The sequence below is a fragment of the Mesorhizobium sp. M0152 genome (genome assembly GCF_040322415.1).
GTDB lineage: Bacteria > Pseudomonadota > Alphaproteobacteria > Rhizobiales > Rhizobiaceae > Mesorhizobium.
Map to the genome: position 1 here is coordinate 1 of NZ_JAMYTH010000049.1, position 24415 is coordinate 24415.

Below are 24415 nucleotides of genomic sequence, written 5' to 3' on the forward strand. Positions count from 1 at the left end.
CCGGCGGCAAGCTGACGGCAATGGCGCAGTCGCTGAGCGGCGTCTTCGCCGGGGACGAGGTGATGAAGGGATCGCTCGCTAGCTATACGTTCGAGCACATGGAGATCGCGTCCTACACCATCCTTATCGCCGCCGCCCGATCGCTAGGGGAAACCGAGGTCGCACAGGCCTGTGAGGAAAACCTTCGAGAAGAAGTCGCGATGGCCGACTGGTTGAAGGACCATCTCCCCGCCACGGCCGAGCAGTTCCTTGCGCGGGCCGATACGGACAGCGAGAGCGCCAAGCGTTGACCAGGCATTGTGCGCCTCGTTCGGCAACGGAGCGCGAGCATGGGGCGCCGTGCACCGAGTTGTTCGGGCGCCTCGGCCGTATTGTCGAGGAGTTTTCGCCCGATTTTCCTAAGACACCAGCCGCCGACGACTGGACGTCGGGGAGTTCGTCCTGAGGAGCGCCCGTCGACTGAACGATAGCTCCGCGAAACTCGCCGCATATGCAAAGGCCTTGTGGAATGCCGGTGCCGCTGGTCGATCCACAAGCTTGCCGCGGTCCCGTTCAATGCCGTAGATACGCCGGTCGGGATTGATGTTGGGTAAGAGGAACACATGCCGGGAAAGATGAGGATCATCTCCGCCGCCAAATCTCATGGTGGCGTCCAGGGAGTCTATTCCCACGCTTCGGGTGTCTGCGCCTGCGAAATGACGTTTGCCGTTTTCGTGCCGCCGCAGGCCCGGGAAACGCCTTGCCCCGTGCTGTGGTATCTTTCCGGCCTGACCTGCACCCATGCGAATGTGATGGACAAGGGCGAGTACCGGCGCATGGCCGCAGAACTTGGCTTGATCGTCGTCTGTCCCGACACCAGTCCGCGTGGCGCCGATATTCCCGACGAGAAGGACAATTGGCAGTTTGGTTGCGGCGCCGGCTTCTACCTCGACGCGACGCAGGAGCCTTATGCGAAGAACTATCGCATGTACTCATACGTCACAGGGGAGCTGCCGGCTCTGATCGCGCAGGAATTTCCGGTCGATATGACGCGGCAGGCGATCTTTGGCCACTCCATGGGCGGCCATGGCGCACTGACGATAGCGCTCAAAAATCCCGAGCGCTTCAAAAGCTGCTCGGCCTTTGCGCCGATCGTGCAGCCAAGCACCGCTGGCTGGTCGAAGCCGGCCTTCGAGAAATATCTCGGCACGGACGCGGCTTCATGGCGGAACTACGATACCACCTTGCTCATCGAAGATGGCCACCGGTTCCCGGAATTCTTGATCGATCAAGGTACGTCGGACGGATTTCTTGATGATGGGCTGAGACCCTGGCTTCTCGAAGCGGCCTGCGCCAAGGCCGGCATTCCCTTGGAACTGCGCATGCAGGAAGGATACGACCACTCGTATTTCTTCATTTCGACGTTCATGGACGATCATTTGAGATGGCATGCCCAAAGGCTGGCGGCTCCGAAATCCGGCACATAGCCATTTGGCGGATCCATCTCGTCTCCGGCCACCGCGACGAAGAGCTCATTCTCGAACAAATGATACATTTCGGCGTTGCCGGCATAGGGGCGCGCCGATCTTGTGATGAGGGTTATACCACGATGTTCATGGAACGGGTGGTACGCGAAGGCCCCAAGGTCGGGGCGTTCTGGACCAAGGCGCGCATATAGCCCAATGCAAAAGCCTTGCCGGCGTGCCAGGGGGCGTCGCAGGACATTTCCGGCGTATGGTCGGGGATGATGACACCGTCATAGGCTTCGTCCCAAGACCGATCTTCATCGCTTATTTCACGCCGATGCCGGCGGTCAGGCCGCCGTCGATCTTGTAGTCCGCGCCGGTACAGAACCCGGCTTTGGACGAGCACAGGAACGCAATGAGCTCCGCCACTTCTTCCGGCTCGCCGATACGGCCGAGCGGATGGGCCGCGCCGAAGCGCCTGTAGGCATCCTCGACATCGGCGTCGCTGCCATTGTCGCCGCGCGCGGCCTTTTCGAGGATAGGCGTGCGGATCGAGCCCGGGCTGACCGAATTGACCCGGATGCCGGCCGCCGCGTAGTCGAGCGCCAATGAACGGGTAAGCGTGTGGATGGCGCCCTTGGTGGTCGCATAGGCAGCGACGTTCTCCTGGCAGGCGAAGCCTTGCACGGAAGCGACGTTGACGATGGCGCCGCCGCCTCGCTTGGCCATTTCCGGGATGCCGAAATGCGCGGTCAGGTAGATCGAGCCGACATTGACCGACATCGCCTTGTTCCAGGTGTCGAAATCGGTACTGGTTGCGGTTCCGTAGGGATGGACCGCCGCCGAGTTGACGATGACGTCGAGACCGCCGAACCGCTCGACACCGGCGGCGACCGCGTCGCGCACCTGATCCGGAACGGAGACGTCCGCGTCTATGACCAATGCCCCGCCCCCGGAGCGTTGCAGTTCCGCTTTCATCGCCGCGTTCGCGACACGGTCGATACCGCAGGCGATGATCGCCGCGCCGCCTGCCGCGAGGCGCCTGGCGGTCGCCAGGCCAATTCCGGTCGTCCCCGTCACCAAGGCCACCTTGCCGTCGAAATCCTTCATTGCGGGAACTCCTTCACTCACGATCGGAAGCCGGTTCTTCCGGCAGGAAACGCAGGGCGAAATCGAGATGACGGCTCACCAGATACGCATAAGCCAGCCTGTCGCGGGCGCGCAGCGCTGCGATGATCTCGCCATGCGCGGCCAGCGTGTCGGCCAGCACCGGGCGCCGTTCCTTTCCGATAGTCATGATCCGCAGGATCACAGGGGAAAGGAAGGAATACATGTCCGCCAGCATACGATTGTCCGACAGCCGGATCAGCGCCATGTGGAAATTGAAATCGTTTTCGGCGGCCTCTTCGATCGACTGGCTAGCGACGATCCGGGCGTTGATCCCGTCGAGTGCCTCGATCTGTTCGTTCGAGGCATGCAGCACGATGTGGTCGCCGATGCCGACTTCGATGATGCGTCTGTAGCCCTGGATATCGGCGAAGGACGAGCGCAATATATCCATATGCGCGGCGAAAAAATTCTGGATGGCGACGCTTTGCCCGTCGGCTAAAACGGCGCCGACCCGGGGTTTGGGTTGGATAAGGCCGTAGGTGCGGATGGTCCGCAACGCCTCGCGCACGGTGTTGCGGCTGGCGCCGGTGATCTCGCTCAGCTCACGTTCGGTCGGCAGCACGTCGCCGACATTCAATTGTCGCGCGCGGATCAGATCAAGAATTCGCCCGGCCGTCGTGTCGACCGCAGAGCTGCCGCCGGCGCGCCGCCCGGCGGCGTTCTCGCGCAAGGCCTTAGAGTTTCCCAAGAGCGAACCTTCCTGTAATTGTTGGACCACAATAACGCAGGATTTGCCGGAAACAATCGCTTCGATCCGATTTTGGGGTCGCGCCGCTGAAATTCAGGGACTCGTCTCATGCAAAGAGCTCAGAATTTTAGTTTGACTCTCATTGTGGTCCAACAATAAGTTGCCGTTCTCTCGCAGAAGGAAAGTCGCAATGGAACAGTGCTGGCGCTGGTATGGACCGGACGACCCGGTGACGCTCGATCATGTCAGGCAGGCAGGTGCGACGGGCGTGGTCTCGGCGTTGCATGATATCTATGACGGGCGCGCCTGGCCGATCGAGAGCATTCTGGAGCGCAAACGCATCATCGAGGCGGCGGGGCTGACCTGGTCGGTCGTCGAGAGTATTCCCGTCCACAACTCGATCAAGATCGGCTCGGCGGAAAGGCTCCGCTATGTCGGCTGGTACAAGGACACGATCCGCGCGCTAGCCAAGGCCGGTATCGCGACGATCTGCTACAATTTCATGCCTGTCGTCGACTGGACCCGCACGGATCTGGCCTACCGGCTGCCGACGACAGGCTATGCCTTGCGTTTTGACGCGATCGATTTCGCGGCTTACGACCTGTTCGTGCTGAAGCGCAGGAATGCCGAGGCCGGCTACAGCGCCGCCCGTATCGCCGAGGCCGAAGCGCGGCTCAGGGGGTTGAGCGACGAGAAGATCGACAGGATCGAGCGCAACCTCATCGCCGGCCTGCCGGCGACCGAGCGCAGCTATAACAGGGACAGTTTTCGCGAGGCTCTGGCGGAATACGATGCGATCGGGCCGAAGGAGTTGCGCGACAACCTTGCCTGGTTCCTGCGCGAGATCATTCCGGTGGCCGACCAGGAAGGGGTGCGTATGTGCATCCATCCCGACGATCCGCCCTTCTCGCTCTACGGCCTGCCGCGCATCGTTTCGACCGCCGAGGATGCGCGTTTCATCCTCAACGCCGTCGACAGCCCGGCCAATGGCCTGACGTTCTGCACCGGCTCCTACGGCACGCGCGCCGACAACGATATCGTCGGCATGGTCAAGGAATTCGCCGACCGTATCCATTTCGTCCATCTGCGCAACATCACCATCGAGGATGACGGCTCGTTCTATGAAGCCGAGCATCTCGAAGGCGGGACGGACATGGCGCACGTCATCCTCGCTCTGATGCAGGAGGAGGCACGCCGCCGCCGGGAAGGCCGTGCCGACTGGCGCATTCCGATGCGGCCCGACCACGGTCACCTGCTCGCCGACGACATCGGCAAGACCAGGATCAATCCCGGATACTCGCTGATCGGCCGGCTGAAAGGCCTCGCCGAACTGCGCGGCATCATGCGCGCCGTGGAGCGGTTCGGGCTGGCTTGAGGAAATCACCAGGCTGTTGCGTATGTAAAAACTACTTGTTCAGGTGAAAAAGCCGCTGCTCGACATGTCCGCCGCGCGCGTCTTCTTCGACGGCATCTTCACCAGCCCGCGCGTCGCCCATCCGGAGGGCGTGGCTGTCGACGGCGCGGCTGGGTCACGGCAGGTCGTCGTCGAAGGCGTGCGCAATGTCCCGGATGGCGTTGCCTTCGCGCCGGACGGCTCGCTGTTCATCTCATGCTACGAGCCGAGCCGGATCTATCGCTGGCGACAGGATCGAGGTCTCGAAGTGCTGATCGAGGATCCGGCGGCGACCACGCTGGCGCACCCCACCAACATCGCCTTCAAGGGCGACAAACTCTACACCGCAAATCTTGGCCGCTGGCACATCACCGAGATCGATCTGGCGAAATTGTTGGGGTGACATTCGCTGGACCCGGGTTGAACTTGCGCCGGGCGTTTTCCAGATGCTCGCGCATCGCCTTGCCGGCCGCTTCGGGATCGTGCCGTTCGATGGCTTCGAACACGCTTTTGTGGCCGGCGAAGCTCCTGCGGTTTTCGACCTCGGTGTTGGCCATGTGAATGCGCTGGTTGATCAGCCATTCCACCAGCGCTTCGTGCGCGGCGAGGAAGATCGGATTGCCGGGGATCGCGGTCAGCACGCGGTGGAAGGCGACGTCGGTGACGGCGAATGCGCGGGCGCGGGGAATGGCGCGTTCGTTTTCGGCAAGCGCGGCGGCAAGCGCGTCGACCTGCTGACGACTCGCCATCTCGGCGGCATGGCGCGCGATAGAGACTTCCAGAAACAGCCGCAGCTGCTCGAAATGGCCAATGCCGTCGGGCTGGTCCATCAACAGATGTGCCGTGCCGGTCAGCTGCTCCAGCATGTTGCGCGGCGTCGGCCGGGTGACTTTGGGTCGCTCGCCGCTGTTGATGCGCACCAGTCCCATCTTCTCCAGCGCAAACAGCGCCTCGCGCACCGAGGGACGGCCGACATCGAACATCGACATCAGGTCGCGCTCGGACGGCAGCGAAGCGCCGACCGGATAGACTTCGTCCCGGATCATCTCCTCCAGGCGGAGGCGGACTTCGTCGGACAATTTTTTTCGAACTGGCATATTGTGCATGGTCTACCTTTTAAGCTATTAGACCAGTCGCCGCAAGCGAGGACTTGCGGGACCGAAGGGTTGGAGGAGGCCACCGCAGGCTGATAGTGCGGTGGCCGGCGCAACAGGCGAGGCCTGGCGCAGGAGCAGGCTGGCGCAGGGGCACGCCCCGATTTCGCCGCTGAAAACAACGGGAGGAGAATTCCATGAGACGACTGTTGATGAGCCTTGTGCCGGCGCTGGCGTTGATGTTTGCCGTCGTGGCCGCCAAGGCCGAAGGAGGCGGCACGTTCCGTTCCGCCATGCGCACCGGCTGTATCGAGATGGGCACGCTGCACACCACCTGCGGTCATCGGCTCGACGAGACGGTTCTGCAAGGGCTTGTCCACATCAAGTGGACGGGCGACGGCGTGCAACCGATGCTGGCCGAAAGCTGGAAGACGCCGGACGGCGGCAAGACCTACGTCTTCAACCTGCGCCACGGCGTCAAATGGCACGACGGCCAACCCTTTACCGCCAAGGACGTGGTGTTCAGCCTCAACCTCTACGCCAATCCGAAGGTCGGCTCGCCGTGGTCGCAGAAGCTTTCGGCCGTGGCCGGATACAAGGCGCTCCAGGACGGTTCGGCCAGCGCGCTTGCCGGGGTGAAGGCGCTTGACGACACCACCGTCCAGATCGAGCTCGACAGCGCAAAGCCGCTCTGGGTCGAGCTGCAGCTGATCGCGATCAGCATCTTTCCCGAACACATCCTGGGCAAGGTCGCGCCCGGCGATATCAAGGGCAATGCCTTCTGGGTCAACCGCGTCGGCACCGGCCCGTTCATCTGGAAGAAATATGAGAGCGATCAGTATGTCGAGGTCGACCGCAACCCTGACTATTTCCTCGGCGCGCCGAAGCTCGATCGTATCATCTACCAGATCTACAAGGATGTGCCGCCGATCATCGCCGCCCTGGAGACGCAGGAAGTCGACGCCATGTCCTATGAGGGCGGCGGCGTGCCGATCTCCGAGCTCGCCCGCTTGCAGAAGCTCGATTATCTGACGGTGCTGCCGAAATTCTCGGCCGGCCTGCCGACCTATCTGCAGTTCAACCTGGAGAACAAGCGCTTCGCCGACGTGCGCGTGCGCCAGGCGATGCTCTATGCCATCGATCGCAAGGCGATCATCGAGACGGTCAAGCAAGGCGCCGGCGAACTGTTGAACACGCTGTTCCCGCAGGACTGGGCGCGCGCCAAGGACCTCGAACAGTATGACTACAATCCCGACAAGGCCAAGCAGTTGCTCGCCGACGCCGGCTGGGACGCCGGCCAGCCGGTCGTCTTCATCTACTACTATTCCGACCAGATGAACGTCGACACCGTAACCGCCATTCAGAGCTATCTGGCCGCAGTCGGCGTCAACATTCAGCCGCGGCTGCTCGATCCGGCGGCGATCAACCAGGTCTATGCCGACGGCAGCTTCCAGATGGGCTTCTTCGCCAATGGCATGGGGCTTGATCCCTCGCTTGGCTCGCCGCTGGTCGTTTGCGGCGCCAAGCCTCTCGCCATGGGGTATTGCAATCCCAAGGTCGACGAACTCTTCAACAAGGGGCTGGAATCGAACGACCGCGCCGTGCGCGCCGCGAGCTATCAGGAAGCCTCGCGCATCCTCAACCAGGACCTGCCCAAGGCCTGGCTGTGGAACGAGGTGCGCCCACTCGCCTTCAACAACCGCATCGTCGGCCTGGCGCAGCACTTCAAGGAGCAGCCGCTCGTGATCTTCAATCACCCGGTCTACAACGAAGTCGAGAAGTGGGAAGTGGCGAAATAGCCCCTGTGGAACGTCCTCGCTTGCCGATCATGGGGTTCTGCCGGAGCCTCATGATCCGGCGCCTCAAGAGCCGCCTTCAGCCATAGGGAGAGGCCGGTGCTCAGCTATCTCTTGCGCAAGCTGCTGCTCAGCATTCCCGTGCTGTTCGGTGTCACCGTGATCGTCTTCGCCATCGCGCACGCCATGCCGGGCGATGCCGTGCTGGCGATGATCACGGCCGAGGCGCCGTCGAGCGATGAACTGATCGCGATGCGGCGCGGCGAGCTCGGCCTCGACCAGCCGCTCTATGTCCAGTACCTCAACTGGATCGGCCAGATCCTGCACGGCAATCTCGGCCGCTCCTTCGTCAACGGCCGCGGTGTCGGCGAGATCATCGGCGAGCGCCTGCCGATGACGCTGGAGCTGATGGGCGTGGCGCTGCTCGTGGCCTTCGTCATCGGCACCACGCTGGGGGTGATCTCGGCGCTCAGGCAATACAAGCTCACCGATTATTCGCTGACGCTCGCCGGCTTTGTCGGCGTCTCGATCCCGGACTTCTTCATGGGGCTGCTGCTCGTCTATGTGTTTGCGCTGGAGCTGCGCTGGCTGCCGTCGTCGGGCATTTCGACGGCCGGCGACAGCTTCTCGCTGCTCGACAATCTCAGGCATCTGATCTTGCCGGCGGCAGCCCTTGCGCTGTTCCGCGCCGCGATCTTCATGCGTTACGCCCGCGCCGGCATGCTGGAAGTGCTGAACCAGGGCTATATGCGCACCGCCAAGGCCAAGGGCCTGCGTCCCAGCACGATCACGCTGCGCCACGGCTTGCGCAACGCGCTGATCCCGCTGGTCACCGTCTTCGGCCTCGCGCTGCCGACGCTGTTCGGCGGCTCGGTGGTGATCGAGACGATCTTCCAATGGCCAGGCATCGGCCTGATGTTCATCGATTCCGTGGTGAACCGGGATAGTCCGGTCATCATGGGCTATGTGCTGATCACCGCCATCATCGTCATGCTGGCCAATCTTGCTACCGATCTTGCCTACAGCGTGCTCGACCCAAGGGTGAGCTATGACTGACGCCACCGCAGCCGATGTGACCATTGCCTCCGGCGCCTCGCGCGGCTTGTGGGGCGAAGCGGCGCGCCGTTTCCTCAATCACCGCCTGGCGACGCTCGGCCTGGTCATGCTTGCGATCATCGTACTGGCCTGTGTGCTGGCGCCGCTGATTGCCCATTACGGGCCGAACGACATCGACCTCAGGGGCCGCAACCAACCACCCGGTGGTGTCTATTGGCTCGGAACCGACGGCACCGGTCGCGATATCTTTGCCCGCATCCTCTATGGCGGCCGCATCTCGCTGACGGTCGGCTTTGTCGCCGTGGCGATCTCTGCGGCAATAGGTATCTTCGTCGGCTGCGTCGCCGGCTACTTTGGCGGCAAGGTCGACCTCTTGCTGATGGGCTTGATCGACATGGTGCTGACCTTTCCGCGCCTGGTCATCATCATCGCCTTCGTCGCTGTCGTCGGTCCGAGCATCTTCAACACGATGGTGGTCATCGGGCTGCTCAGCTGGCCGTCCATCGCGCGGCTGACGCGGGGCGAAATCCTGGCGTTGCGCAATCAGGAATTCGTCCTCGCCGCGCGCTCGCTCGGCACCTCGCCCTCCGTCATCATCTTCGAGCACATCCTGCCAAATGTGCTGAGCCCGATACTGGTGGCGATCACGCTGGACGTCGCGACCGTCATCCTGCTCGAGGCATCGCTGTCCTTCCTCGGCTTGGGCGCGCAGGCGCCGGCCGCGAGCTGGGGCAACATGCTGCGCGATGCGCGCACGCTGTCGATCCTGGAGAGCCAGCCCTGGATGTGGATCCCGCCCGGCGCGATGATCGCGATGGCCGTACTCAGCATCAACTTTGTCGGCGACGGCCTGCGCGATGCGCTCGACCCGCAGCACATTATGGGCGGGGGCGCGAAATGATGCGGCCGGACACGCTTGCCCGTGATCGGCCTGCCGAATTGCCGGGGCAGGCCCCGGTGCTATCCGTGCAGGGGCTGAGCGTCGAATTCGGGCCGAGCGGTAATTCCGTTTATGCGGTCAATGACGTCTCCTTCGAGCTTGCCGAAGGCGAGTCGCTGGCGATCGTCGGCGAGAGCGGCTCTGGCAAGTCGGTCACCGTGCAGACGCTGATGGGCCTGATCCGCAAGCCGCCCGGCCGGGTCACCGCGGGCCGCGCGCTGTTTCGCGGCCGTGATCTCCTGGCCATGCCCGACAGCGAGTTGCGCCGGATCCGCGGCCGCGACATCGCCATGATCTTCCAGGATCCGATGTCGTCGCTGAATCCGGTGCTGACCATCGGCCTGCAACTGACCGAGGCGCTGCGCGAGCACCAGGACTTGAGCGAGGCCGAGGCTGAGCGCCAGGCGCTCGACATGCTGGGTCTGGTCGGCATCGCCAACGCACCGCAGCGCATGCGCGCCTTCCCGCATCAGTTCTCCGGCGGTCAATTGCAGCGCATCGGCATCGCCATGGCGCTGGTCTGCAAGCCGTCGATCCTGATCGCCGACGAGCCGACTACGGCGCTCGACGTCACCATCCAGGCGCAGATCGTCGAACTGGTGGTGCGCCTGCAGAAACAGCTCGGCATGGCGATCATCTGGATCAGCCATGACCTCAGTCTCGTTGCCGGCTTCGTCGATCGCGTCGCGGTGATGTATGCCGGCTCGATCGTGGAAAGCGCGGCGGTCGACGAGCTGTTTTCGACAACGAAGCATCCCTACACGATCGGCCTGTTGAACTCGATTCCGTCGCTGACGGCGGCCAACACCAGGCTGGTGCCGATCAAGGGCGCGCCGCCCAATGTCACCCTGGCGCCGACCTTCTGCGCCTTCGCACCGCGCTGCGATTATGCCGAGGCGCGCTGCCGCGAGCAAAAGCCGCCGCTGGAGGCGGTTGCGGATGGCCACACGACAGCCTGCTGGCGCTGGCGGGAGGTGGAGCGATTGCCATGCAAGGCAGCGATGGCTGCGGACAAATCGGCCATGGCTAAGTCGCACCAGGAACCGCTGCTCGTAGTCGCTGATCTCAAGGTGTATTTCCCGATCCGGCGTGGCGTGCTCAGGCGGCAGGTCGGCGCCGTGCATGCCGTCGACGGGGTGAGTTTCGAAGTGTTGCGCGGCGAGACGCTGGCGCTGGTCGGCGAAAGCGGCTGCGGCAAGTCGACGACCGGCCGCGCCGTGCTTGGCCTGGAGCGCCCGAGCGCCGGAAGCATCCTGTTCGAGGGCAGGGACTATGCGGCTGCGACAGGCGAGCAGCTCAAGCAACGCCGCCGCGACATGCAGATGGTGTTCCAGAACCCGTTCGGTTCGCTCAATCCGCGCATGACCGTCGGGCGCATCATCGGCGAGGGGCTGCGCGCCCAGAAGATGGGTACGCGCGCCTCGCGCGACGCTCGTGTAAGCGAATTTCTGGCGCTGGTCGGCTTGCGGGAGGCGCTGCGCGACCGCTACCCGTTCGAGCTCTCCGGCGGCCAGCGCCAGCGCGTCGGCATTGCCCGGGCGCTGGCGGCCAATCCGAAATTCATCATTGCCGACGAGCCGATCTCGGCGCTCGACGTCTCCATCCAGGCGCAGATCGTCAACCTGCTCGACGACCTCAAGGCGCGCCTTGGGCTGACCTATCTGTTTGTCGGCCACGATTTGTCGATGATCCGCTACCTCAGCGACCGCGTCGCGGTGATGTATCTCGGCCGGATCGTCGAGATCGGTACCACCAAGGCGGTGTTCGGCAGTCCGCTGCATCCCTATACGCGCGCGCTGCTTTCGGCGATCCCGGTGCCCGATCCGAAGGCCGGTGGAACACGCCGGCGCATCGTGCTCGGCGGCGCCGTGCCCGACCCGTCGAAGCCGCCGCCCGGTTGCCATTTTCATCCACGCTGCCCTCTTGCGACGGATATCTGCACCAAGGTGGACCCGCAGGTCCGCGATTTTGGCTCTGATGTCGCCGGCCAGCATCTCGTTGCCTGCCACCATGCAGGCGAAGCCACACAATGAAATCTCTGGAAAGACTGAGGATCCCTGAATGACCAAGCAATTGGCGGGCATGTATGCCGCCTTGATGACCGGACTGAGCGATGCAGGCGAGTTCGATCCGCAGCGCCAGCGCAACATCCTCGACTACGTCCTGCGCCAGGGTCTGGCCGGCCTCTATGTCGGCGGCAGCAGCGGCGAATCCGGCCTGCTGACGGTGGACGAACTGGCGGCCCAGCAGGAGGTGGTCTTCGCCAACGCGGCAAGCTCTGGCACCACGCTGATCGCCCATGTCGGCATGCCGAACCTGCGCGATTCCATCCGTCTGGCCCGGCAGGCGCAAAAGCTCGGCTATCACGCGCTATCGGCGCTGCCGCCGCACTCCTACCCGTTCTCGGACGAGGAGGTTTTTGGCTATTATCAGGCTCTGGCGTCGGCGACGGATTTGCCGCTGATCGTCTACGAGATACCCTTGCGCACCGGTCGGCCATTGCCGCTCGACCTGCTGGTCCGGCTGCTCGACCTAGGCAATGTCGTCGGCATCAAATTCACCTCCACCGACCTGTTGAAATATTCGCTGCTGCGCAAGCGGCAGCCGCAAAAACTGTTCTACTACGGCTTCGACGAGATTTATGCCGCCGCCGGCATGCTCGGCACCGAAGGCGGCATCGGCACCACCTACAATCTGCTCGGCAGACTGTATGTGGCAATCGACCAGGCAATCCGTGCCGGCGATCTGCCACGGGCGAAAACGCTGCAGATGGTATCGCAGGATTTCGTCGAGGTCTTGCTGGATACCGGCGTGCTGCCGGGCATGAAGGCGGCCTTCCGCGTCATCGGCGTCGATTGCGGGCCGACCCGGGCGCCGATGGCGCTTGTCGTTGCCGACGCCGAAGACCGGATGCGGACGGTTCTTGCCCGCCCGGCGATCAAGGAGTGGCTGGCATGAACTGCGGCATTGGGAAAGCGTCAGCTTTGGGTGACTAAAGCTAACCGCCGCCCGCGCGAATGGAAAAATTATTCGTCGCGGCCAGCATTGAAAGGCTGATCGTTCCTTCCTCGGCAATCCGAAGTCGATGAGACTGCGCGCACCGATGCGGCCTCGGCCGTGTAAGTGCCTGCATGTCCAACAAACCTGGCTTCGGGTGGAGGCTTCATGCCGTATTCGCTAGCCAAGGGAAGGAGCCTGATATGCCCAGAATAGTGCCCGTGCTCGATCTCAGCCGTTTTGAACAAGGCGCCTCGGAGCGCCGCACGTTTCTGGTGGATTTGCGCTCCGCCTCGCGCGACATCGGTTTTTTCTACCTGGCTGGGCACGGCATCTCCTGGGCCGAGATCAGCGAGGTGCTCACCGCGTCACGGCGCTTCTTTGCCTTGCCGGAACAGGACAAGCTCGCCATCGAAATGGTCAAGTCCTCGCAATTTCGTGGCTACACGCGCGCTGGCGGCGAATTGACCAAAGGCATGGCGGACTGGCGCGAACAGCTCGACATCGGCGTCGAGCGCCAGCCCATAGCGCAGGGGCCTGGAATTCCCGCCTGGACGCGACTGCAAGGCCCGAACCAGTGGCCCGCGGCACTGCCGGAACTCCGCCCGGCGCTCCTGGCATGGCAGGCCAAGGCGACAGCCGTGGCCATCCGCCTGCTCAAGGCATTCGCGCTGTCGCTGGACCAGGATGAAGACGCCTTCGACCCGATCTATCGCGACTCGCCCAACCACCGCATGAAGATCGTGCGTTACCCCGGCCGCGAAGCAACCGGCGGCGACCAGGGGGTCGGCCCGCACAAGGATGGCGGCTTTCTCACGCTGCTGCTCCAGGATGACAATAAGGGACTGCAAGTCGACTATGATGGAAGCTGGGTGGACGTAGACCCCATCCCCGGAACGCTCGTGGTCAACATCGGCGAATTGCTTGAGCTGGCCTCGAATGGCTATCTGCGCGCGACGGTGCATCGCGTGGTGACACCGCCTGCCGGTGTCGAACGCATTTCGGTGCCGTTCTTCTTCAGCGCCAAACTCGATGCGACGATACCGTTGCTTGATCTTCCCGAGGACCTTGCGAAGCAGGCCCGCGGGCCGGCCAGCGATCCGGACAATCCGCTCTTTCGCGATGTCGGAACCAATGTTCTGAAAAGCCGGCTGCGTTCGCATCCCGACGTCGCGCGCCGTCATTACGCCGACCTGCTGGAGCCGGAAGCCCGGGCGAGCTGAGCTTTCATTGGGGGCGCGAAGAACAGGATTTTTGCGCTTTCAACTTATTTTGAAAAACCATTCGTCGCTTTTCGGCGAAAATCGGTCCAAAAGGGAAAAATCCGTTCGGCGGTCTCCTCCCATTCCGCAGGACGGTGTTCCCCTCTGAAGGTTATGACCTTCTTTTTGGCCGGGCCGTTTTCTGCCCGGCCATTTTTTTCTGTTCCGCCCGGCGCATTGCCTGGGCCGCGCCGATCCGGCAAATTCCAGCACGTCATTCGATCCAGGCACCGGCTGCAAATCGGTGCAAAGAAGGAGAGGCACCATGACATCGAACGTCGCCGTCATCGCAGGGGCGGGCTCCGGATTGAGCGCCTCGCTTGCGCGCCTCCTTGCCGGCCAGGGTTTTCGCGTCGTTCTGGCTGCCCGCGATATCCAAAAGCTCGACGCCTTGCTGGCGCAGACTGGCGCGCAGGCAGTGGCAACGGATGTCTGCGACATTGCGTCGGTGGAGCATCTGTTTGAGGTCGCAGACAAGGCAGGCCAGCTCTCGCTCGTGATCTTCAACGCCAGCGGCCGTGCCCGCGGACCGATAGCTGAGCTCGACCCCGAAGCTGTCCGGCAGGCGCTGCTGGTCGGGGCCTATGGCGGCTTCCTGGTCGGCCAGCAGGCAGCCCGGCGATTTCTCGCCCAGGGCTCGGGATCGATCTTCTTCACCGGAGCGACGGCAAGCGTGAAGGGGTTTGCCGGCTCTGCCGGCTTTGCGATGCCGAAATTTGGGCTGCGCGGACTGGCGCAGTCGATGGCCCGCGAACTGGCTCCCAAGAACATCCACGTTGCGCATTTCATTATCGATGGCGCCATAGCCCCGGCCGCGTCCGAACAGGCTTCCGAGCCGCAGGACCGTCGGTTGTCGCCGGATGCGATCGCTGAGGCCTATCTCGGCATCCATCGCCAGCACCGCAGTGCCTGGACCTGGGAAATGGAGCTCAGGCCCTGGGTTGAGAGCTTCTGACAGGCTCGGCGCCGGGGTGCGACTTTCCGCATCTGCGCGTACGATCGAGGAGAGTCGACATCGCATATGGATATCACTATATAGCGGCGGCTTCGACCCGCGCGCCTGGACGGTTGCGCCTCCCCAAGCACTGCGCATTGTACGATCTATTGTGACGTAAAATCGGCTCGGAAACCGGTGCTCTTGACCCTTCGATTTCCTTCGGCTCTGTGGACCTTGGACAGCATCGGCTTGCCGTGCGGTCGCGACTCGGCTGGAATGGGAGCATGCATCCTTCTCGGGATGCCGACGTTTATGATTACCAACCGGCTTTGCCGCAAGGGAACAGCAGTATGAGTGAACACGCGATCGAGTTCTTGCGGGGATGGATCGGCGAAAAGGTCCATTGCCAATCCCACCCCAGGATCGAGAAGCAGGCCGAGACATTGGCCAAGGAATGCGCCGCCAAGGCGGCGGAGGTCGGCATACCGCTGGAGGACATCCAGGAAGAAGTCGGCGACATCCAGGAACTCATTGCGTCCCGGCTCGAGGAAGCCGCCGAGGCCGACGAGCACCAGCAGGCCCCCCGCAAAGCCGCGGAATGATTTAACGAGGCGACCTTTTGTGAGACGCGGGCTGTTCGGCTCGCGTCCTCGTCTCAATTGCTCTCAACCAAACTGCTCTTTCAGCCATGCCTTTGGCAGCGCAGGCACGAAATTGCCGTCGCGCCCGGTCATGTCATCGTTCGCCACCAATGCGTTGAGGATCGATTCCTCTACCGCCTGGATCACGGCATCGAAAAACGGGTCGATGTCGGTGTCGGGGATGAAATCTGCATTGGCGATCCGGCCGGACGGTGCAAGTGCGGCGGCAGGATTGGCTGTAGAGAAGGCGAGAAAAATATCGCCTGAGCTATGATAGCCGAAGCCGCCGGTCATTGCGACGCCAAGTGGCACCCGGCGAGCCAGCCGCTTCATCTGGTGCGGCAGGAATGGTGCATCGGTGGCGATCACGGCGATAATCGATCCTTTCTCCGCCCGCGGCGTGCCTTCACGGATGGCTGGCTCGATGAGTTCTGGCCCCGCACGCAGGCCGCGAAGTGTGAAATTGCGCCGCTTGCCGAAATTAGACTGCACGAAGGCGCCGACGATGTAGGCGCGCCCCTGCCATTCGACGATGCGCGACGCGGTGCCGGAGCCGGCCTTGAACCCGAAGGTGATCATGCCGGTGCCGCCGCCGACGCTGCCTTCCTCGATCGGTCCACCGGTGGCGCCGTCAAGGGCGTCGGCGACATGCCCTGATGTCACATGGTGGCCGTTGATATCGTTGAGGAACCCGTCGAAGGTCTCCGCCGCCACCGGCAGGCCCCAAGCGCTGTCGAGCGCGGCTGGAAGCACGCGCTGCATCCAGCGTAGCGTGCCGTCGCGTGAAACACCGCAGGAATGCGTGTTGGTGATGGTGACCGGGAAGTTGAAGGCGCCGGTTTCCTCGATGATGTGGGAGCCGGTCAACTCGCCATTGCCGTTCTGGCTGAAAATGCCGGCAAAGACAGGCGTGGCAAGGTCGGCGCGCGGCCTGGGCAGGATCGCGGTCACGCCGGTTCGCACCGGTCCCTTGCCGACGACGAGCGCGCCGTCGCCGGAAATCAGCGTCGCATAACCGACGGCGACGCCGGGTACGTCGGTGATCGCGTTGAACGGCCCAGGGGCTCCGTCGAAACCGATGCCAAAGCTTCGCGCGCGCGGCTTGCCCGCAGGCGTGGCCAGATGATGCGGACTGTCGGTCATAGTCAGAACAGCGATCCCTGATTGCCGGGCTCTTTGGGCTTGCCCGCCGGCCTGGCGACCTGTTTCGGCCGTGCCGTGCCGCTGGTCGCGACCGCATCCGCGGTGCCGTCCGCGAATTCCAGCGAAAGCGCCATTCCTGACGCTATGTCAGCCGCCTGCTTGATGACGCCCCCGTCGGGGCCCTTCACCAGGGCGAAACCGCGCGCCAGAACCGCCCTGTGTGAAAGCGTGGCCAGCAGCCGGTCGGCCTGGCCGACGCGGCCGCGCAAACGCTCCAGCCTGACCAGCACCGCCTGGCCGCCGCGCCGCGTCAGGGCCGTCAGCAGATCTCTCTGCACGCGCTGCCGCCGTGCTGCCGGTTCGATCGTGATGCGGCCCTGCAGCAAGGCCAATTGTTGCCGGTGCCGCAGCAGCGACGCTTTCGCACATTTTGGCAACTGATCCGCCGCGCGTCGCAATTCGGCACGCCGTGCCCTTGTCAATGCACGCAGCGCGCCTTGTGCCCGCAAAAGATTGCTATCATTGGTTCGCCGTGCCTCGGCAATTCGCTGCGACAGCATTGCCGGTGTCAGCTTTACGGCGAAGAACCGCGCCCGCTTGCGCTCGGTCGAGACGGTCAGGCCGCGGCCGAGCCGGCTTGTCGCTTCGTCGAGATGCCGGCGCGGCAGCGCCAGCAATTGATCGGGCGAGGGGAGCGCGCGGGCAGCCGCCCGGGCGGCCTGCCGCTTGCGTTCGAAATTGCGCAAGACCGCTGCCTTGAGGCGTGCGCCGAGGCTGGCAAGCGTCGCTTCGAGATCGGCCTTCACCGGCACGGCGATTTCGGCGGCACCCGTCGGTGTCGGCGCACGCACATCCGCGACGAGATCGATCAAGGTCCAATCGGTCTCGTGGCCGACGGCCGAGATCACCGGAATGGTCGAAGCGGCAACGGCGCGGGCCAGCGCCTCGTCGTTGAAGCCCCAGAGATCTTCCAGGCTGCCGCCGCCGCGCGCCACGATCAGAAGATCGGGGCGTTGAAGAGGTCCGTCCCATTCCAGCGCGTTGAAACCAGTGATGGCATTGGTCACTTCCGCGCTCGCCGTCTCGCCCTGCACGCGCACGGGCCAGACGAGCACGTGCAGCGGAAAACGGTCCTTGATGCGGTGGATGATGTCGCGGATCACAGACCCGGTCGGCGAGGTGACGACGCCGATGACGCGCGGCATGAAAGGCAGCAACTGCTTGCGGGCGCTGTCGAACAGACCCTCGGCCTGCAGCCGGCGCTTGCGTTCTTCCAGCAGCGCCATCAGCGCGCCGGCTCCGGCCGGCTCCAGATTGTCGATGACGATCTGGTAATTGGACTTGCCGGGATAAGTGGTGAGCTTGCCGGTGGCGATCACCTCCATCCCCTCCTCGGGGCGGAACTTCAGCCGGCTCATCGTGCCTTTCCACACCACGGCGTCCAGCCGGGCGCGGTCGTCCTTCAGGGCGAAATAGGCATGGCCGGAGGAATGCGGTCCGCGATAGCCCGAAATTTCGCCGCGCACGCGCACATTGCCGAAAACATCCTCGACCGTGCGTTTCAAGGCACCCGAGATCTCGCTCACCGTGTATTCGGTGGCGTTGGTGCGTGATTCGGATGCTGCTTCGCTCATGGGCCGATTGGGGGATGCTTGGAGCCGCACGTCAAGGCGCCCGTGTCGGGCCAGGCGCCCAGGACCGGTGTGCCTGACCTTCCTACCAGCCCGGCAGGATCTGGTTCGGCTTGGTTCGCTTCATCTTGGTGAAGGCGAGTGCCGCGAAATCGAACGTTCCCGTCTCCTCGGCAAGCGGTACCGAGATGTTGTCGAGGCTCTCCGAAATGTGGCGAGCCAGCGCGTCGACGATCTCCGGCCGCGAGGTCTGGCCGCGCATGATGCCGATGCGGCAGTCGGGCAGGGCGCCGAAGCCGTCGGCTTCCCCCAGCACCCGCATGCCGGGCCTCAGCGCGCATTCCGGCAGCACCGAAATCGCCAGGCCCGACAGCACCGCGGCGGTGATGACGGTGGCCGAGAAGCTGGTGAACAGGATGCGATAGTCGCGGTTCTGCTGGTCCAGCACATCGACCGCAGCGCGCCGCCAGATGCAATTCGGCCGGCCGAAGGCCATAGGCAGCGTTTCCTGCTCATGCGTCGCATGATTGGCCGAACTGACCCACAGCAGCGGTTCGCGCCGCACCACTTCCGACTGGCCGCGCGTGTCATTGTGCGTCACCAGCGCCAGATCGAGATTGCCGCGTTTGATATGCTCCACCAGTCCTGGCGTCGGCTCGCAGATGACGGTCAGTTCGACGCGCGGATTGGAGCGGGTAAACCGTGCCATGATCTCGGGCAGGAAGCGGTCGGCGTAATCGTCCGGCGTGCCGATGCGGATCGTGCCTTCGAGCCGCCGGTCGTCGAAGGCGGCCAGCGTTTCACGGTTGAGGTAGAGCAGCCGCCGCGCATAGGAAAGCAGCTTGTCGCCTTCCTCCGTCAGCCTGTTGGTGCGCCCGTCTTTCTCGAACAGCGGCTTGCCGATCCGCTCCTCCAGCCGGCGCATCTGCATCGAAACCGCCGACTGGGTGCGGTGCACCTCCTCGGCTGCCCGGGTGAAACTGCCGGTGTCGGCGATCGAGATGAAGGTCTGCAACTGATCGAGATCGAGCGGCGCTTTCATAGGCGTGATCCATCACTGGTGTTGATATTAAAGATTAGAAACATTCGTTGGATTAATCAATCGGCTGATGGCAAATTGCTGGTGTCCACATGAAAGGCATGTGAATCGAAGCCGGAACGGTCGCTGTCGCCAGCGTCGATCGCCAGGCCTTGTCCGCTCTTCTCGCAAAGGAGACTGCCATGACCACGTTTGATTTCGCCACCGAGACCTCGCGCATCACCTCGCGTCCGGCCGTTGCGACGCGCGTGGCAAACACCGTCTCCAATGTCTACCGCGCCTGGAAAAACCGCCGCGCCTTCTATCGCCTCGGCGAGATGTCGGATGCCGAGCTTGCCGATATCGGCCTGACGCGCGCCGACCTGCATGTCGCCATCGACGTGCCCTTTGGCCGCGACCCAACGGCGATGCTGCGCGAAATCGCCAGCGATCGCGTGGAGACGATCGAGGATCTTGCCCGCAAGGTAGCCTGATTGCTTGAGTTTCGGTCGCATTGAACCTTTCTGAGGTTCGAAACGACTGACGATTTGCAGGCCCACTCCCCGCCGGCACTCTGCCCGGTCCTCCCAGGACCGGGCTTTTCTTCCTGGCTTGCCAAGACCGGTCGTTGGCTCGCTGGCTATCGCCGATCCATGTCCCGCTTGAATTGGTCGAAGATCGTTTCGACGCCCTTCTGGTAATCGTCACGCTGCTGGGCGCCGGTCTCGAACATCTTGCCGAACAGATCGTCGAATGGATTCTTCGGCCGGCCGCTCGGATTGGCCTGCGGCTGCGGTGCCTGAGGCGCCTGTGGCTGTTGCGGTGCCGGCTGTCCGCCGGGCATTCCGAAGCCACCGCCGCCTTGCCGCAGCATCTCCTCGAAAATTTTCCCCAGCGGATTGTCGCTGTAGGGGCTCTGCGTCTGTTGAGGTTGCGGCCGCACCTGGCCTTGCGGCTGCTGCGGTGCGCCACCGCCGAACATGTCCTGCAAAACCTTGCCGAGCGGATTGTCGCCATATGGATTGGGTGCCGGCTGCGGCTGGCTTTGCGGCTGCGGCGTCCCGCCGCCGAACATGTCCTGCAAGACCTTGCCGAGCGGATTGTCCATTGGATTCTGAGGCTGCGGAGCCTGCCGCTGTTGGGGTGCCGGTGCCTGCATGCCCCCTTGCCGCATCATCTGGTCGATGATCTCGCCGAGCGGATTGTTGCCGGCGCTGCCAAAACCGGCGGCGGCCTGCATCTGGTTTGTCGTCTGCTTGAACAGTCCGCCCATGACCATGGAGGCGATGGCGGGCAGCATCTGCTGCAGGATCTGCTGGTTGACGCCGCTTGCCTGCGCCGCCTGGCTGGCCACGGCGCGCGACAGATCCTTCGAGCCGAACAGATGGCCCAGAATGCCGTTGCCCTCGTCGACGCCTTGCGGCGAGAAGGCCCGGCTTGCATCCTCGAAATACTTGGCATGCTGGCCGCTTGCCATCGCCGTCATGAAGGCGCCGAGCCCATAGGGGTCCGCGGTGTTGCGCTTCAATCCCTGCGAGAACGCCGGCAGCAGCGCCTCCACCGCCGACTGCGTCTGCTGCATCGAAAGCCCATATTGTTGGGCAAGCGCTTGCATGCCATTGCCGTTCTGGGCTTGCGCCAGCATATCGAACAAGGAAGGCATTGGTCTCTCCTCCGGAAATCCCCGTCGGAGAAACCTAGTTCCTTTCCACCGCCGATTGAAGCGGCTTTTGGCGATCAATCGGGCGAGGCGATGCCGCAGGGTTAATAGGCATATTCCATGAACACCGGCTCGATCGAGCCGCCCCAGCGCGTGTGATAGGCCGACAGCATCTCCTCGGCGCTGGTGGTGCCTCGCGCCACGACCTCGTCGAGCGTGTTGAGGAACGAGGTCTCGTCGTAGCCGTCGCGGTTCTTCTTGCCGCGGTTTTTGAGTCCCATGCGTGAAATGGTCAGCACGTCGCGAGCTATTTCGCGCAGCGTGGTGTTGCGCAATGGCGCTGAAATGCCTTGCTCCGGCACGGCGTCGCGCATCGCCAGCACCTCCTTGTAGGTCCAGCTCGAGGTCAGCGCCTCGGCCGCGTCGAGCGCGGCCTCGTCATAGAGCAGCCCGACCCAGAAGGCCGGCAGCGCGCAGATGCGCCGCCACGGGCCGCCGTCGGCGCCACGCATCTCGAGGAACCGTTTCAACCGCACATCCGGGAACAGCGTGGAGAGATGGTTCGCCCAGTCCCCCATCGTCGGCAGCCCATCCGATATTTCATTGCGGGCAGCGCCCGCCATGAACTCCCGGAAGGTGATGTGCGTCATGTCGTGATAGTGGCCGTCCCGAATGACGAAATACATAGGCACATCGAGCGCCCATTCGACATAGTCGGCGAAACCGAACTCGGGCGAGAAGCATAATTCGAGCAAGCCGGAACGCCGGTTGTCGGTGTCGCGCCAGATGTCGCCGCGCCAGCTCTGCAGGCCGTTCGGCCGGCTCTCGGTGAAGGGCGAGTTGGCGAACAACGCCGTCGACAGCGGCTGCAGCTTCAGCGACACCTGCATCTTGCGGCGCATGTCGGCTTCGCTCTCGAAGTCGAGGTTCACCTGGATCGTGCAGGTGCGGTACATCATGTCGAGGCCCTTGGTGCCGACTTTCGGCATGTAGCGCGTCATGATCTCGTAGCGCGATTTGGGCATTTTCGGCGTTTCGGCCAGCGACCACTTCGGACTGCCGCCAAGGCCGAGGAAGCGGATGCCCATCGGTTCGGCGATCTCGCGAACCTGCGCCAGATGGGCATTGCCCTCCCGGCAGGTCTGATGGATCGTCTCCAGCGGCGCGCCGGACAACTCGAACTGGCCACCCGGCTCCAGCGAAATCGCACCTTGGCCGGTCGGTTCGACCAGGCCAATGATGCGGCCGGCATCCATGATCGGATCCCAGCCGAGCTTTGACTGCATGCCTTCGAGGATGGCGCGGATTCCGCGCTCGCCGCCATAGGGCACGGGCGCGTTGCCATCGACGAAGAAAGGGAATTTCTCGTGCTCGGTGCCGATGCGCCATTTGTCGCGCGGCTTGTTGCCTTCAGCCAGATGCGCGACGAGTTCGTCGATGTCTTCGATCGGCCGGAAATCGGTTGTGTCGCGCGCCATAATTAGCCCTCAGAGGCGATCGGACGACCGCCGGCGCTAAATGGACGAAATGTCAGCAGCCGATCAAGCGAAAAATCCTGAGCCACAAGTCAACGGGAATTGAATGTGACGGTGATTTCCTTCTCGCCCAGGGAGAAGGAAACCACTCACCAGTCTCCCAACGTTGCCTGGATCACCGCCAAGGCTGCCACCGCTGCCGTATCGGCGCGCAGGATACGCGGTCCAAGCGGAATGGCGGTCACGAAAGACAGGGCGCGCAGCATCTTGCGTTCGTCGTCGGAGAAGCCGCCCTCCGGTCCGACCAGCAGGCCAAGCTTCCTGTCTTTCACCGCGTGCAGCGCGGGCAGCGGATTGTTGGTCGAAGCGTCCTCGTCGCAGAAGATCAGCCGTCGCTCTCTGTCCCAGCCGGCCAGCAGGCGGTCGAATTTCTCCGCTTCGCGCATTTCGGGCACCGCCAGGATGCCGCATTGTTCGGCGGCTTCGATGACATTGGCACGCAGGCGATCGATCGAAGGTTTTGTCACCTGCGTGTGCTGGGTGATGACCGGCAGGAGGACGCCGGCACCCATCTCGACCGCCTTCTGCACGAGATAGTCGAGCCGCCCCTGTTTCAGCGGCGCGAAACAATAGATGAGATCGGGCAGCGGCGGCTGCGGCCGTTGCAGCGTCCGCACTTTGAGCCTGATCGTTTTCTTCGATTTCGCCGCGATGGCCGCCGACCACTCGCCGTCGCGGCCATTGAACACGAGGATTTCGGCGCCTTCGCCAAGCCGCAACACATGCAGGAGATAGTGGCTCTGCTGCTGGCCGGCGTCGAACTCGACATCCGGTCCGAGGTCGTCTGGCACGAAGAGACGTTGCATCTTGTAATTGGCGCGCATGGCCGAGGAATGAGCGAGCCGGCCGCTTCCGTCAAGCACGCATCTCGGCCTGCAGCAAAGACGACGCGGCACTGTCGGAATACCGATGCCGGTTTGTTGAATGATCGCGCAATCTGCGTGGCGGAGTAATGCGAGGCATTCTGATGAACAGGATTACACGAGGCGGCTGTCTCTGCGGCGCCGTCCGCTACGAACTGCATGGCGATTTGCGCCCGATCGTTGCCTGTCACTGCAATCAATGCAGAAAGGCCAGCGGTCATTTCGCCGCCGCCACCCAGATAGACCAAAAACGTGCGACCATCACGGGCGACACCTTGCGCTGGTTTCAGTCGTCGGAGCACGCCGAGCGAGGTTTCTGTTCTGTATGCGGCGGGAACCTGTTCTGGCGTCGCTTTGATAGCCCATTCATTTCTGTCTGGGCCGGGACCATCGACGGCAAGACCGGTCTTAAGATGCAAAGCCAATTGTACCCGGAATCCGCCGGCGACTACTACGAATTGCCGGCGGTGCCCATTGTGCCGCAATCGGACCTGAAATGACGTTGGCCTCAACTGGCCCAGACAGGCTTGTATCCGGCTCGAAGCACGGCGACGCTTGTCGGCGGAGTGATCATGAACGGCTCCGCCAGCCGTGAACTGGTAAGGCTGATCGGCGTTTGATAGCCGCCATAATTCCAGGGCAGCGCGCAACCATCGCGTAGCGCATAAGGCTTGTTGTCCGATGAGATCATTGTGCCATCCGGCAACTCTGCAAGCGTGCCAGGACTGAGCCTGGTTGCGCGCCCACCCGATGCCAGCCGCTCTTTGTGCAACCGCTTGTCGATCTGCGGGGCACGCGGCTCGGCAATGCCGAAGGCTTCGCCGAAGCGGCCGACGAAGTCCTTGGCCCGTTCGCGCTGGCAAAAGAAGCAGGGACGATGCCCCGCTGCCAGCGCCGTCACCTCGTCGAGAAAGAACAGCTCGGTCCAGCCCGCTTTTCCTCCCGGCCGGTTGCGGCCCATCGGCTCGCGCCGCACATCACGGAACTGGCAGACGCAGATGATCCAGGCTTGAAGCGCCCAGCGTTTTTTCAACAGCGTCTTGGTCTCGGGATCATGGATGATGCCGCGGTTGCCGGTGAACAGTCCTCGCTCGGGCACGGCGTGGATGACCCCGAACGGATCGACCCGGTTTTGCAGTGGCATAG

At 63.3% G+C, this 24415-nt stretch carries 24 protein-coding genes; 14 read left to right on the forward strand and 10 right to left on the reverse strand.

Translation table 11 applies throughout. The annotated features are described in order from the left end of the window. Positions 1–290, forward strand: a 290-nt coding sequence (locus NKJ26_RS29520) for a DUF892 family protein (RefSeq protein ID WP_352699024.1), incomplete at its 5' end; no start/stop codon positions are given. A gap of 324 nt (positions 291–614) precedes the next feature. Beyond that, the gene (gene fghA, locus NKJ26_RS29525) at positions 615–1466 is read left to right on the forward strand and encodes an S-formylglutathione hydrolase (RefSeq protein ID WP_502903232.1); all 852 of its coding nucleotides are present in this window, start codon (positions 615–617) and stop codon (positions 1464–1466) included. A 303-nt stretch (positions 1467–1769) separates the two neighbouring features. Here fghA and NKJ26_RS29530 read toward each other — a convergent pair whose 3' ends face one another. Next, a complete protein-coding gene (locus NKJ26_RS29530; RefSeq protein ID WP_352699028.1) occupies positions 1770–2555 on the reverse strand; it encodes an SDR family NAD(P)-dependent oxidoreductase in 786 nt (261 codons plus the stop codon). Positions 2556–2568: 13 nt separating this feature from the next. After that, a complete protein-coding gene (locus tag NKJ26_RS29535; protein WP_352699030.1) occupies positions 2569–3303 on the reverse strand; it encodes a FadR/GntR family transcriptional regulator in 735 nt (244 codons plus the stop codon). 190 nt (positions 3304–3493) lie between these two features. Here NKJ26_RS29535 and uxuA point away from each other — a divergent pair, with 190 nt between their 5' ends. Further along, on the forward strand, positions 3494–4678 hold the full coding sequence (gene uxuA, locus NKJ26_RS29540) for a mannonate dehydratase (protein ID WP_352699032.1): 1185 nt from the start codon (positions 3494–3496) through the stop codon (positions 4676–4678). Between the two features lie 43 nt (positions 4679–4721). Further along, complete coding sequence (locus tag NKJ26_RS29545) at positions 4722–5099, forward strand: SMP-30/gluconolactonase/LRE family protein (RefSeq protein ID WP_352699034.1); 378 nt, start codon at positions 4722–4724, stop codon at positions 5097–5099. Here the strand turns inward: NKJ26_RS29545 and nanR are convergent. Next, complete coding sequence (gene nanR, locus NKJ26_RS29550; RefSeq protein WP_352699035.1) at positions 5065–5802, reverse strand: transcriptional regulator NanR; 738 nt, start codon at positions 5800–5802, stop codon at positions 5065–5067. The two genes, NKJ26_RS29545 and nanR, sit on opposite strands and share 35 nt — an antisense overlap. A 185-nt stretch (positions 5803–5987) precedes the next feature. Between nanR and NKJ26_RS29555 the strand changes: the two genes are divergently transcribed. From NKJ26_RS29555 to NKJ26_RS29590, 8 genes are all read left to right on the forward strand, one after another. Next, complete coding sequence (locus NKJ26_RS29555) at positions 5988–7589, forward strand: ABC transporter substrate-binding protein (RefSeq protein WP_352699036.1); 1602 nt, start codon at positions 5988–5990, stop codon at positions 7587–7589. A 96-nt stretch (positions 7590–7685) separates the two neighbouring features. Beyond that, the gene (locus tag NKJ26_RS29560) at positions 7686–8642 is read left to right on the forward strand and encodes an ABC transporter permease (protein ID WP_352699038.1); all 957 of its coding nucleotides are present in this window, start codon (positions 7686–7688) and stop codon (positions 8640–8642) included. After that, positions 8635–9543, forward strand: a complete 909-nt coding sequence (gene opp4C, locus NKJ26_RS29565; protein WP_352699040.1) for an oligopeptide ABC transporter permease — start codon at positions 8635–8637, stop codon at positions 9541–9543. The genes NKJ26_RS29560 and opp4C overlap by 8 nt, the downstream gene beginning before the upstream one ends. Further along, on the forward strand, positions 9540–11615 hold the full coding sequence (locus NKJ26_RS29570) for a dipeptide ABC transporter ATP-binding protein (RefSeq protein WP_352699042.1): 2076 nt from the start codon (positions 9540–9542) through the stop codon (positions 11613–11615). Before opp4C ends, NKJ26_RS29570 begins: the two co-directional genes overlap by 4 nt. Before the next feature lie 28 nt (positions 11616–11643). Further along, positions 11644–12540 (forward strand): dihydrodipicolinate synthase family protein, encoded by an 897-nt coding sequence (locus tag NKJ26_RS29575; RefSeq protein ID WP_352699044.1) that lies wholly within the window; start codon positions 11644–11646, stop codon positions 12538–12540. A 242-nt stretch (positions 12541–12782) separates the two neighbouring features. Continuing rightward, positions 12783–13802 (forward strand): isopenicillin N synthase family dioxygenase, encoded by a 1020-nt coding sequence (locus tag NKJ26_RS29580; protein WP_352598230.1) that lies wholly within the window; start codon positions 12783–12785, stop codon positions 13800–13802. Positions 13803–14106: 304 nt separating this feature from the next. Next, complete coding sequence (locus tag NKJ26_RS29585; protein ID WP_352699046.1) at positions 14107–14796, forward strand: SDR family NAD(P)-dependent oxidoreductase; 690 nt, start codon at positions 14107–14109, stop codon at positions 14794–14796. A gap of 332 nt (positions 14797–15128) precedes the next feature. Next, positions 15129–15380 (forward strand): hypothetical protein, encoded by a 252-nt coding sequence (locus tag NKJ26_RS29590; protein WP_352598228.1) that lies wholly within the window; start codon positions 15129–15131, stop codon positions 15378–15380. 63 nt (positions 15381–15443) lie between these two features. On the opposite strand, the gene NKJ26_RS29595 is transcribed toward NKJ26_RS29590, so the two are convergent. The 3 genes from NKJ26_RS29595 to NKJ26_RS29605 form a co-directional block, all read right to left on the reverse strand. Further along, positions 15444–16562, reverse strand: a complete 1119-nt coding sequence (locus tag NKJ26_RS29595) for a DmpA family aminopeptidase (RefSeq protein WP_352598227.1) — start codon at positions 16560–16562, stop codon at positions 15444–15446. A gap of 2 nt (positions 16563–16564) precedes the next feature. After that, entirely contained in the window at positions 16565–18196 is a 1632-nt protein-coding gene (gene xseA / locus NKJ26_RS29600) for an exodeoxyribonuclease VII large subunit (protein ID WP_352699049.1), read from the reverse strand. An 82-nt stretch (positions 18197–18278) separates the two neighbouring features. After that, the gene (locus NKJ26_RS29605) at positions 18279–19235 is read right to left on the reverse strand and encodes a LysR substrate-binding domain-containing protein (protein ID WP_352699051.1); all 957 of its coding nucleotides are present in this window, start codon (positions 19233–19235) and stop codon (positions 18279–18281) included. Positions 19236–19414: 179 nt separating this feature from the next. On the opposite strand from NKJ26_RS29605, the gene NKJ26_RS29610 reads away from it, so the two are divergent. After that, positions 19415–19705 (forward strand): DUF1127 domain-containing protein, encoded by a 291-nt coding sequence (locus NKJ26_RS29610; protein ID WP_352699053.1) that lies wholly within the window; start codon positions 19415–19417, stop codon positions 19703–19705. 146 nt (positions 19706–19851) lie between these two features. Here NKJ26_RS29610 and NKJ26_RS29615 read toward each other — a convergent pair whose 3' ends face one another. The 3 genes from NKJ26_RS29615 to NKJ26_RS29625 form a co-directional block, all read right to left on the reverse strand. Further along, positions 19852–20874 carry a DUF937 domain-containing protein gene (locus NKJ26_RS29615; RefSeq protein ID WP_352699055.1) on the reverse strand — a complete coding sequence of 341 codons (1023 nt, stop codon included), beginning with the start codon at positions 20872–20874 and terminating at the stop codon, positions 19852–19854. Between the two features lie 101 nt (positions 20875–20975). Next, on the reverse strand, positions 20976–22349 hold the full coding sequence (locus NKJ26_RS29620) for a glutamate--cysteine ligase (RefSeq protein WP_352598222.1): 1374 nt from the start codon (positions 22347–22349) through the stop codon (positions 20976–20978). 146 nt (positions 22350–22495) lie between these two features. Next, on the reverse strand, positions 22496–23230 hold the full coding sequence (locus tag NKJ26_RS29625; RefSeq protein ID WP_352699069.1) for a 16S rRNA (uracil(1498)-N(3))-methyltransferase: 735 nt from the start codon (positions 23228–23230) through the stop codon (positions 22496–22498). Positions 23231–23373: 143 nt separating this feature from the next. Here NKJ26_RS29625 and NKJ26_RS29630 point away from each other — a divergent pair, with 143 nt between their 5' ends. Beyond that, entirely contained in the window at positions 23374–23769 is a 396-nt protein-coding gene (locus NKJ26_RS29630) for a GFA family protein (RefSeq protein WP_352598221.1), read from the forward strand. A gap of 8 nt (positions 23770–23777) precedes the next feature. Here NKJ26_RS29630 and NKJ26_RS29635 read toward each other — a convergent pair whose 3' ends face one another. Next, a complete protein-coding gene (locus NKJ26_RS29635) occupies positions 23778–24413 on the reverse strand; it encodes a hypothetical protein (RefSeq protein WP_352699057.1) in 636 nt (211 codons plus the stop codon). Positions 24414–24415: the final 2 nt, after the last annotated feature.

Coding starts and splice junctions, on each gene's coding strand:
- fghA (WP_502903232.1), top strand. CDS start 615: ATGAGGATCATCTCCGCCGCCAAATCTCATGGTGGCGTCCAGGGAGTC.
- NKJ26_RS29530 (WP_352699028.1), bottom strand. CDS start 2,555: ATGAAGGATTTCGACGGCAAGGTGGCCTTGGTGACGGGGACGACCGGA.
- uxuA (WP_352699032.1), top strand. CDS start 3,494: ATGGAACAGTGCTGGCGCTGGTATGGACCGGACGACCCGGTGACGCTC.
- nanR (WP_352699035.1), bottom strand. CDS start 5,802: ATGCACAATATGCCAGTTCGAAAAAAATTGTCCGACGAAGTCCGCCTC.
- NKJ26_RS29555 (WP_352699036.1), top strand. CDS start 5,988: ATGAGACGACTGTTGATGAGCCTTGTGCCGGCGCTGGCGTTGATGTTT.
- opp4C (WP_352699040.1), top strand. CDS start 8,635: ATGACTGACGCCACCGCAGCCGATGTGACCATTGCCTCCGGCGCCTCG.
- NKJ26_RS29570 (WP_352699042.1), top strand. CDS start 9,540: ATGATGCGGCCGGACACGCTTGCCCGTGATCGGCCTGCCGAATTGCCG.
- NKJ26_RS29575 (WP_352699044.1), top strand. CDS start 11,644: ATGACCAAGCAATTGGCGGGCATGTATGCCGCCTTGATGACCGGACTG.
- NKJ26_RS29580 (WP_352598230.1), top strand. CDS start 12,783: ATGCCCAGAATAGTGCCCGTGCTCGATCTCAGCCGTTTTGAACAAGGC.
- NKJ26_RS29585 (WP_352699046.1), top strand. CDS start 14,107: ATGACATCGAACGTCGCCGTCATCGCAGGGGCGGGCTCCGGATTGAGC.
- NKJ26_RS29590 (WP_352598228.1), top strand. CDS start 15,129: ATGAGTGAACACGCGATCGAGTTCTTGCGGGGATGGATCGGCGAAAAG.
- NKJ26_RS29595 (WP_352598227.1), bottom strand. CDS start 16,562: ATGACCGACAGTCCGCATCATCTGGCCACGCCTGCGGGCAAGCCGCGC.
- xseA (WP_352699049.1), bottom strand. CDS start 18,196: ATGAGCGAAGCAGCATCCGAATCACGCACCAACGCCACCGAATACACG.
- NKJ26_RS29605 (WP_352699051.1), bottom strand. CDS start 19,235: ATGAAAGCGCCGCTCGATCTCGATCAGTTGCAGACCTTCATCTCGATC.
- NKJ26_RS29610 (WP_352699053.1), top strand. CDS start 19,415: ATGACCACGTTTGATTTCGCCACCGAGACCTCGCGCATCACCTCGCGT.
- NKJ26_RS29615 (WP_352699055.1), bottom strand. CDS start 20,874: ATGCCTTCCTTGTTCGATATGCTGGCGCAAGCCCAGAACGGCAATGGC.
- NKJ26_RS29620 (WP_352598222.1), bottom strand. CDS start 22,349: ATGGCGCGCGACACAACCGATTTCCGGCCGATCGAAGACATCGACGAA.
- NKJ26_RS29625 (WP_352699069.1), bottom strand. CDS start 23,230: ATGCGCGCCAATTACAAGATGCAACGTCTCTTCGTGCCAGACGACCTC.
- NKJ26_RS29630 (WP_352598221.1), top strand. CDS start 23,374: ATGAACAGGATTACACGAGGCGGCTGTCTCTGCGGCGCCGTCCGCTAC.
- NKJ26_RS29635 (WP_352699057.1), bottom strand. CDS start 24,413: ATGCCACTGCAAAACCGGGTCGATCCGTTCGGGGTCATCCACGCCGTG.